We start from the raw sequence: 9,564 nt of genomic DNA on the forward strand, positions 1-9,564 counted from the left end.
TTCTGGAGAAAGTTTCCCTTCCCCCTCCCCAAACCCCACCCCTTTCCCTTCAAAGACTTTTGACTTTATCGAATCCCTGTTCGATGTTTTCCCTGCAAGCGCAAGAAAAGCCCGCTTAAACATATTTCGTTTAAGCGGGCTTTTCTTAAGACAACAATTATTGGCTGCAACGGATATTTTTCCTCAACAGGCTAATACCCTTTTCCGTTTTCCGCCGGACGGAACTTCTTTCGCGCGGCCTCCCCACCAGTCGAAAATCTTTGGAAGGGGGGCTTGGAGGGGGCGGGGAACCGTTCTCTAGAAAGGTTCCCCGCCCCCTCCAAGCTTCTTCCTTTTCTTCCCCACACCTACTGCAAAATCTTCTCTTCAGGACCGGGGCCTTCGACGGGGTTGGAGAGGGTACCTATGCCTTCGATGGACACCTGCACGACGTCATCCGCCTGAATGGGCGAAATGCCGGGCGGCGTCCCTGTAAGGATGACGTCTCCGGGCATCAGCGTCATGACGCGGGAAAGGAAACAGAGCAAATCCAGAGGACGGAAAATCATGTCCCCGGTATTCGCGGATTGACGGACTTCGCCGTTTACAAGGCAACGGATGGAAAGATCGTTGATATCCTCAAGCTCGGTCTCAATCCACGGGCCGATGGGACAAAACGTATCGTAGGACTTGCAGTGGCCGATGAGCGGATCGACCTTCTGTACCTCGCGGGCCGTCACATCGTTGGCACAGGTGAACCCGAACAGGCTTTCCTCCGCCTCCTCCGGCGTCAGGTTGCGGCATACCTTGCCCACGACCATCGCCAGCTCCGCCTCATGCTCAATGCGGCCCATGCCCGACGGCAATACGATCGGTTCGCCGTTACCGATAATGCTGCTCGGCGGCTTGAGGAAAAAACTCGGCATGTTGGGCAGGGGATACCCGAGCTCCTCAGCGTGCGCCTTGTAGTTGAGCCCGACACAAACGACCTTGGAAGGCGTTACCAGCGGAAGCACCTTCGCTTCGGAAAGCGGTATGGGTTCCATGTGCCCTGGCTGCTGGTGAAGACGGAACACCAACCCGTCCTCAAGGATGCCGTAATACGATGTGCCGCCGTGTTCGACCCGTATGATCCGCATGGAACGCTCCTTGTTTGCCTTTTAAAGCCGTCATAGGATACGCCAGCGCACCCCCGAACGCAACGAAACGGGGTTGCGCCGGATGCCGGGATGCCTTATTCCTTCCCGAATCCCTCAACATTCCCGCGTTTACCGCGACACATGGAGCATCTCCCGATGGCGCAAGGCACTTTCCATATCATCACGTTTGGCTGCCAGATGAACGTCAACGACTCGTTTTGGCTCGCCAGATCCCTGCAACGCCGGGGGTTCGTCGAATCGCCCCTTGAAAAGGCGGAAGTCGTCATCCTCAACACCTGCTCGGTGCGCGACAAACCGGAACAAAAAGTCTATGCCGCGCTTGGGCGCATCAAATATGAAACCCGCCGCGTGCCCGGCTCGTTTGCCGTGGTCGCGGGATGCGTGGCCCAGCAGATCGGCGCGGGCTTCTTTGAGCGTTTCCCGCAGGTACGGCTGGTCGTGGGCGGCGACGGGCTCGCCATGGCTCCCGACGCCATCGAAAGGCTGCATGGAGATCCTTCCCTGCGCCTGAACCTCACCGACTTTTCCGAAATCTACCCCGAACGCGATCCCGCCCTGCCCGCGCAAGGTGAAGGCGAGATCCCTCCAGTGGCCTTCGTCAACATCATGCAGGGCTGTGACAACTTCTGCACCTACTGCATCGTCCCCTTCACGCGGGGCCGTCAGAAATCCCGCGACGCCGGAGCCATCCTTGACGAATGCCGGGCGCTCATCGACAACGGCGCGAAGGAAATCACCCTGCTCGGCCAGAATGTGAACTCCTACGGCCTCGATAAGCACGCTTCCGGCGACACGTCGTTCGCACGCCTGCTGCGTAAGGTGTCGGAACTGCCCGGACTCGCCCGGCTGCGTTTCGTGACTCCGCATCCTAAAGATCTCTCCCCAGAGGTCATCGCCATGTTCGGGGAAGTTCCGAACCTCTGCCCGCGCCTGCACTTGCCGCTCCAAGCCGGATCGGATCGCGTGCTGGCCCGCATGAACCGCAAGTACGACATGGTCCGCTACATGACGCTTGTGGAAGGCCTCCGCGCCGCCCGCCCCGACATTGCCCTGTCCACGGACCTCATCGTCGGTTTTCCCGGCGAAACGGAAGAGCAATTTCAAGAAACGCTGGACGCCGTACGTGCGGTCAACTTCATGTCGAGCTTCTCCTTCTGTTATTCCGACCGCCCCGGAACCGCCGCCAGCCGCCACACCGACAAGGTCGAACCCGCCGAAAAGCTGCGTCGCCTCGAACGTTTGCAGGCTTTGCAGGAGGATCTTTCCTCCGACTGGCTCAAGGCCCGCGTGGGCTGTAAAACGGATATTCTGCTTGAAGGGGCCAGCCGCAAACAGGACGGCGAAGATGCCGCCACTGAAAGCTGGCAAGGACGCGACCCGTGGGGCGACGCCGTCAACGTCTCCTTGCCTGCCGGAGTCGGCAAACCCGGCCTCATTGTGCCCGTCATTATTGTGACCGCAAAGAAACATTCTTTGATAGGCGAGTTGCGGGGATAACACTTCAGGGAAAAGGAACACCATGTTCGACTTTCATATTCATGTGAACTGCTCGGGCGGGCGCGACGGACTGCTGCCCTCGGAGGCCATGCGCCTGGCGAAATGCGCAGGATTCCGGGCCGTCGGCCTGATCGTCCGGGCCGATCCCTCGACCCTGCCGATCCTGCTGCCCACACTCAAAACGCTGGTGAAGACCTGTTCCCTGTACGCGGACATCGAGGCTTTCGCCGGGGTGGAGTTGGTGCATGTCCCCCCCGCCCTGCTGCCTGATGCCGTGGGGCAGGCGCGGGAGCAAGGTGCCGCGCTGATCCTTGCGCACGGCGAAAGCATCCCCCGTCAGCTTGCCGATGTGGTGGAGACAGGGACCAACCTCGCCGCCATCAATGCGGGCGTGGATATTTTAGCGCATCCCGGCCTGATTACGGTGGAAGATGCCCAACTCGCCGCCGAGAAGGGCGTATTGCTGGAGCTGAACACGGCCCCCCGGCACTGTCTCGCCAACGGGCATATCGTCCGCATGGCAGAACGCTTCGGCTGCGAACTGCTGCTCAACTCTGACGCTTCCAGTTCAGCCGACTTTGAATCCCCCGACGTCACGCAGGCACTGCGCAAGGCCGCCGCCCTCGGTGCGGGCCTTGATGCCGAAGGGCTTTCGCGCCTTCATGTGACCGAAAGGAAACTTGTACAGAAACTGCTGCGCTTATAGAACGGATTGGCTTTAACATAATGTGAAGATATTGGGGAAGGGGAGGAGAACCTTTCTGGAGAAGGGGCCCCACGTTTCTCCTCCCCCTCCCCAAACCCCACCCCCCTCCTCTTCAAAGACTTTCGTGTTTATCGGGTCCCTGTTTGCCAGCCTTCCCGAGAAAAAATGAGCTGTGAAGGATTCAGGCAAGAGCCCTTCCAGCAAAAAAACGGCACAACGGAACTTCCGTCGCGCCGCCTCCCCACCAGTCAAGATTTTTGCGGGTGGGGGTCCGGGGGAGGGAGCTTTTTGCAAAAAGCCCCCTCCCCCGTGCCTTCATCTCAAACGCTACCGCCCCAAGTGATACCACGCGGAACGGACGGTGTTCTTCATGAGCATGGCGATGGTCATGGGGCCCACGCCGCCGGGCACCGGGGTGATCTTCCCGGCTACCTTGCTGGCCTCGGCAAAATCCACGTCCCCGGAAAGAATGGGCTTGCCCGTCTTCTCGTTGAAGCCCACCCGGTTGACGCCCACGTCGATAACCGTTGCGCCGGGCTTGATCCAGTCCGGCTTCACCAGACCGGGAACGCCAGCCGCGACGATCAGGATGTCGGCCCGGCGGCAATGTTCCGCCAAGTCTTTGGTGCGGGTATGAACCATCGTCACCGTGGCGTTGGCACCGGGCCCCTTCTGGCCGAGCATGACGGAAATGGGTTTGCCGACGATATTGGAACGGCCAACGACCACGACTTCGGCCCCGGCCATTTCGACGCCCGAGCGCACCAGCATTTCCTGAATGCCCGCAGGCGTACAGGGCAGGAAACGTACGGCATCGCCGCCGATAACCATACGGCCCAGATTGACGGGGTGGAATCCGTCGACGTCCTTGTCCGGATCGATGGCGTAAATGACCTTGTTTTCGTCGATATGCTTGGGGAGCGGAAGCTGGACAAGGATACCGTGGATGGACGGGTCCCGGTTGTACTTGTCGATCAGCGCGAGAAGCGCCTCTTCGCTGACGTCCGCGGGCTGGTTGTCTTGAATCTCATGAAAGCCGAGCGACAACGCCGTCTTCACCTTCAAGGTCACATAACTGATGGAAGCCGGATTTTCTCCGACCAAAATGGTCACAAGCCCCGGAACCGTGCCGTGCTTTTCCCGAATGGCCTCAACTTCCTGACGCAATTCGTCAAGAATCGCCGCCCTCATCTCCGTGCCGCTGATGATGTCCGCCATAGAATATCCTTGGGTCAGAGTGTCCGTCAGGCCCACTGTGCAGCCTGTTCTTTCTTTTTCATAAGATAATCGGTCTGGAACGTGCACATCCGCAAGGCGTTTCGGTATTCTCCATTGCTGAAGAATTCGTGCTTCAATTCGCCCTCTACCTCAAACCCGAGTTTCTTATAAACGTGAATGGCTTTTTTGTTTTCCGTGTCCACGACGAGGTACAGTTTATAGAGATTAAGCACCGTAAACGCATAGTCCATGACGAGCAGAACGGCCTTCGCCGCGTAGCCGAGCCCTTGATGCGCCGGTGCGATGATAATCTGGAATTCGGCCCTGCGGTGGACGTAATCGATCTCGACAAGCTCGACCAGCCCGACCTTGGCCTTGTCGTGCTCAACGATAAAACGGCGCTCGCTCTGATCGTGGATATGCTTGTCGTACAAATCCGTCAGTTCCACAAACGCCTCATAAGGCTCCTCAAACCAGTACCGCATCACGCTGGCATTGTTGTCCAGCTGATGGATAAACGGCAGATCTTCCCGCTCCAGCGGGCGCAATCGGATTGATGGGTCAGCGACCATATGTTGCCTGGAAAATGAATTCCTGAATGTAAAGATGGATGAACTCCGCAGCGCTCGCCCCTCGCGGCGGCGTCCGGAATGCCTCTCATATAGAATCAGGAGGGGAAAAAGCAAGCGTACTGATAGGTCACAAAAGCAGGATGGGGAAAAATATATCCGCGACGCATCGCCGCCCTACGGCAGGAAGGACTTTTGAAACCTTGAATAAGCTAGAAAAATGAGGAGGAAAGCCCGCTCGAAGGCTTTCCTCCTATGCTCATTCAAATTAGAAGATCCCCTTCACCCTGCCGGTATCGACGTCCACGTCGACCCTGCGGAAAGAAGGATTGGAGCCCGTTCCGGGCATGAGCGTGATGGAACCGGAAACCGGAACCACGAAACCCGCGCCGCCGAAGGTAAGCACGTCGCGGATACGCAGCTTCCACCCCTTGGGAGCGCCCTTCACGCCCGGATCGTCGGACAGGGACAAGTGCGTCTTCACCATACACAGGCCAAGTTCGTTGGCGTCGTCGCGCTTCTGGACGTCGGCCAGCTTGCGGGACGCTTCGGCGGAGAAGTCCACGCCGTCCGCGCCGTACACTTCGCGGGCCACCAGCTCGATACGTTCCTTAAACGGCATATCCCACGAATACAGCGGCTTGAATTCGGTCTTGTCGTTGCAGGCGTCCATGACGGCATCGGCCAGTTCCAGCGCGCCTTCGCCGCCGTGTTCCCAGTGCGTGGACAGGGCCACGCGCGCCCCGGCCGCTTCGCACAGCTCACGGACTTTGGCGATTTCCGCCTTGGTGTCGGTCACAAAAGCGTTGATGCACACCACGGGCGACACGCCGGAACGCTTCACTGTCTTGATGTGGTGCAGCAGGTTGCAGCAGCCTGCCTCCACGAACCCCACGTTCTCGGTACGGTATTCCTCAGGCAGGGGACGCCCCGGCATGGGCACGGGCGCACCGCCGTGGCTCTTGAGCGCGCGGACGGTCGCCACGACCACGGCGGCGTCCGGAGTCAGGCCGCTGTAGTGGCATTTGAGGTTCCAGAACTTCTCATAGCCGATGTCCGCGCCGAAACCGGACTCCGTAACATGGTATTCGTTCAGCTTGAGGCCGATGCGGTCCGCGATGACCGAGCTCTGCCCGATGGCGATGTTGGCGAACGGCCCGGCGTGTACGAACACGGGCTGGCCTTCGATGGTCTGGATAAGGTTCGGGTTGATGGCTTCCACCATCCACGCGGTCATCGCGCCGTCCACTTCGAGATCGGCGGTGGTGACGGGTTTGCCGTCGCGGTCGTAGGCCACGATGATCTTGCCCATGCGCTGCCGGAGGTCCTTCAAATCCTTGGCGATGGCGAGAATGGCCATGACTTCGGAAGACACGGCGATGTCAAAGCGGGAACGCATCATGAACCCGTCGGAGCGCCCGTTGGTGCCGTCCATGCCGATGATGATGTTGCGCAGGGACTGGCAGCAGAAATCCATGACCCAGCCCATGTTCACATTGGTGGGGTCGATGTTCAGGCGGGGCATCCCCGACAGCTTGAGCAGCTTTTCATCATTATAATTCCGCTCATGCTGCATACGGGAAGTCAGCGCCACCATGGCGAGGTTATGGGCGTTCATCACCGCGTTGATATCGCCGGTAAAACCCAGGGAATATTGCGTCAAAGGGATGCACTGGGAAAGCCCGCCGCCCGCGGCCGAGCCCTTCACGCCCATCGTGGGGCCGCCCGAAGGCTGGCGGATGGCGGCGGAAGCGCGCTTGTTGCGGCGTCCGAGGCCTTGTACGAGGCCGATGGTGGTCGTGGATTTGCCCTCGCCGAGGGGCGTGGGCGTAATGGCGGTCACGTCGACATACTTGCCGTTGGGCTTGTCCCCGAGGCGCTCGAGCACGGCACGGTAGTCGACCTTGCCCATCACATGGCCGTAAGGCAGGAGCTCTTTATCAAGGAGGCCCATATCACGACCAAGCTGCTGCACGGTTTTCATACGGGTTTCGGCATCCTGAGCGATTTCCCAGTCAGCGTGTTTTTTCGGATCGAGCACCATGAGTGCCTCCTTTTTCTTTTAATAAGAAAATCAAAAAAAGTCTGTCGGCATCGACAAGATTGACTCCCCATATAACCTTTTTCGAAAACTTTCCAGCGGAATTTTTATACAGTCAAAATGTTTCCCAGGGGGGCTGAAACGGAACTGCCGGTCGTTACCAAACTTTTTGCTTGCTAACAGCGGGTGAGGGCTGGCAAAAGAGACTGACGGAATGTTTCCGCCTGATTTCCCTGCTGTTGAGCCCCTATTTTGGGAAAGCCAAAGACCTGCCGCGAGAGGTATCTGTGAGCAAAATCGTTGTTTCGGTCATCGGTCTGGATTGCCCCGGCGTCGTCTACGCCGTATCCAGCACCCTTTCGGCCCTTGAATGCAATATCGAAGAAGTGAGCCAGACCATTCTCAAGAACCAGTTTGCAGCCATTTTCGTGGCCAACAAACAGGAAAGCCTGGACAACGGCACCATCCACACCCAGCTTTCCAAAGCCATTGAATCCCGCGGGATGCACCTTTCAGTTACGATCCGCGATTTTGAAGAAGGCGACACGTCCGGTTCCGCCGAGAGCGAACCTTTCGTCGTGACGGTGGACGGCGAAGACCGTTTTGAAATCATCGCCGCGTTCTCCAAGATTTTCGCGGATCAGAAGGTAAACATCGAAAACCTCAAGGCTCTCATGCCTGAGGAAGAAAAGCGCGCCTTGCTGGTATTCGAGATCTCCCTGCCGATGGAAATCGACCGCAACGCCCTGCGCCGCACCCTCAAGGACAAAGCCCGCACCCTGGGCCTCCAGCTCAGTATGCAGCACCGCGACATCTTCGAGGCCCTGCACCGCGTGCAGCCGGTTTAAGCGGCATACGCGGGGTTTCCCGGAGGCCGAGGTCAATCCTCTCCCCTTTCCGCAGGTTCCCCTCAAGGAGGCGGGCAGGTCCCATCCGTGTCAAAAACAAACTTCCCGGAGGAAGTTTCCATGCTTACAGATCGTGAAGTCCTCAGCACCCTGAACATGCTGCGCAACGAACACCTCGATGTGCGTACCGTGACGCTCGGCATCAGCCTTTTCGACTGCGCCAGCCACGATTTCGACGTGTTCGCCTACCGGGTGCGCGCCAAGATCGCCAAATACGCCGCCAAACTCGTCGCCACCTGCAACGAAGTGGGCGACAAGTTCGGCATCCCCGTCGTCAACAAGCGCATCAGCGTCAGCCCCATCGGAGTGGTGGGCGCGTCCTTCTCCCGCGATCAGATGGTGCGGGCTTGCCAGGTGCTCGACGAATCCGCCAAGGACGCGGGCGTCGACTTCCTCGGCGGCTTCGGCGCGCTGGTGGAAAAAGGCATCACGCCCGGCGAGCGCAATCTTATCGATGCCCTGCCGGAAGCCCTCGCCACCACGGACCGCATCTGCTCCTCCATCAACGTGGCCTCGACGCGCTCCGGCATCAATATGGATGCCGTGGCCCTGCTCGGCCAGCGCATCCTTGATGTCGCCGAAGCCACCCGCGACCGTGACGGCCTCGGCTGCGCCAAGCTGGTGGTGTTCGCCAACATTCCGCAGGACGTGCCCTTCATGGCGGGCGCGTACCTCGGCGTGGGCGAGCCAGATGTGGTGATCAACGTGGGCGTTTCCGGCCCCGGCGTGGTCAAGAAAGCCATCGACCGCGCGATGGAAAGCCACAAGCCCGGCGAATTCACGCTCGGCGAAGTGGCCGAAGTCATCAAACGCACAGCTTATAAGGTAACGCGCGTCGGCGAGATCATCGGCAAGGAAGTGGCCCAGCGCCTCGACCTGCCCTTCGGCGTCGCGGACCTGTCCCTTGCCCCGACGCCCGCCGTGGGGGACTCCGTGGGCGAAATCTTCCAGAGCGTGGGCCTGTCCTCCATCGGCGCGCCCGGCACCACCGCCGTGCTTGCCATGCTCAACGACGCAGTCAAAAAGGGCGGCGCGTTCGCCTCGTCCCATGTGGGCGGTTTGTCCGGCGCGTTCATCCCGGTTTCCGAGGACTCCAGCATTGAGGCGGCCACCCGTTCCGGCGCGCTGTCCCTCGAAAAGCTTGAAGCCATGACCAGCGTGTGCTCCGTCGGCCTCGACATGATCGCCATCCCCGGCGACACGCCCGCCGCCACCATTTCCGGCATCATCGCCGACGAAATGGCTATCGGCATGATCAACTCCAAGACCACCGCCGTGCGCGTCATCCCCGTCCCCGGAAAGGGCGTCGGCGAAAAGGCCTGCTTCGGCGGACTGCTTGGCGAAGCCGACATCATCCCTGTGCCCGGCGGCGACGCCAGCACCTTTATCAGCCTCGGCGGGCGCATCCCCGCGCCGATCCACAGCTTGAAGAACTAAGGGGAATTGGGGAAGGGAGGGGGAACCTTTCTGGAGAAAGGTTCCCCCT

General features: G+C 59.6%; 8 protein-coding genes and 1 pseudogene. 5 read left to right on the forward strand and 4 right to left on the reverse strand.

From position 1 onward, the window contains the following. Window positions 1-301, forward strand: a pseudogene (locus T370_RS25780) (hypothetical protein); the annotation flags it as partial. 46 nt (window positions 302-347) lie between these two features. Here T370_RS25780 and T370_RS0119635 read toward each other — a convergent pair. Beyond that, window positions 348-1,118, reverse strand: coding sequence for a fumarylacetoacetate hydrolase family protein (locus T370_RS0119635; RefSeq protein ID WP_029436744.1), 771 nt, complete (start codon window positions 1,116-1,118; stop codon window positions 348-350). A gap of 156 nt (window positions 1,119-1,274) precedes the next feature. Here T370_RS0119635 and miaB point away from each other — a divergent pair, with 156 nt between their 5' ends. Together miaB and T370_RS0119645 are read left to right on the forward strand one after the other, a co-directional pair. Then, window positions 1,275-2,636 (forward strand): tRNA (N6-isopentenyl adenosine(37)-C2)-methylthiotransferase MiaB, encoded by a 1,362-nt coding sequence (gene miaB / locus T370_RS0119640; RefSeq protein WP_029436745.1) that lies wholly within the window; start codon window positions 1,275-1,277, stop codon window positions 2,634-2,636. A gap of 22 nt (window positions 2,637-2,658) precedes the next feature. Next, window positions 2,659-3,342, forward strand: coding sequence for a histidinol phosphate phosphatase domain-containing protein (locus tag T370_RS0119645; protein WP_005029332.1), 684 nt, complete (start codon window positions 2,659-2,661; stop codon window positions 3,340-3,342). 327 nt (window positions 3,343-3,669) lie between these two features. Here T370_RS0119645 and folD read toward each other — a convergent pair whose 3' ends face one another. From folD to T370_RS0119660, 3 genes are all read right to left on the reverse strand, one after another. Then, on the reverse strand, window positions 3,670-4,560 hold the full coding sequence (gene folD / locus T370_RS0119650; RefSeq protein WP_005029330.1) for a bifunctional methylenetetrahydrofolate dehydrogenase/methenyltetrahydrofolate cyclohydrolase FolD: 891 nt from the start codon (window positions 4,558-4,560) through the stop codon (window positions 3,670-3,672). Between the two features lie 26 nt (window positions 4,561-4,586). After that, complete coding sequence (gene speG / locus T370_RS0119655) at window positions 4,587-5,132, reverse strand: spermidine N1-acetyltransferase (protein ID WP_009379575.1); 546 nt, start codon at window positions 5,130-5,132, stop codon at window positions 4,587-4,589. Between the two features lie 265 nt (window positions 5,133-5,397). Beyond that, window positions 5,398-7,173: a formate--tetrahydrofolate ligase gene (locus tag T370_RS0119660; RefSeq protein WP_029436746.1), complete on the reverse strand. Its 1,776-nt coding sequence runs from the start codon at window positions 7,171-7,173 to the stop codon at window positions 5,398-5,400. 284 nt (window positions 7,174-7,457) lie between these two features. Between T370_RS0119660 and T370_RS0119665 the strand changes: the two genes are divergently transcribed. Next, entirely contained in the window at window positions 7,458-8,018 is a 561-nt protein-coding gene (locus tag T370_RS0119665) for a glycine cleavage system transcriptional repressor (protein ID WP_005029325.1), read from the forward strand. 120 nt (window positions 8,019-8,138) lie between these two features. Next, on the forward strand, window positions 8,139-9,515 hold the full coding sequence (locus T370_RS0119670) for a PFL family protein (protein ID WP_029436747.1): 1,377 nt from the start codon (window positions 8,139-8,141) through the stop codon (window positions 9,513-9,515). The last annotated feature ends 49 nt before the right edge of the window (window positions 9,516-9,564 follow it).

The sequence above is a fragment of the Bilophila wadsworthia ATCC 49260 genome (genome assembly GCF_000701705.1).
GTDB lineage: Bacteria > Desulfobacterota > Desulfovibrionia > Desulfovibrionales > Desulfovibrionaceae > Bilophila > Bilophila wadsworthia.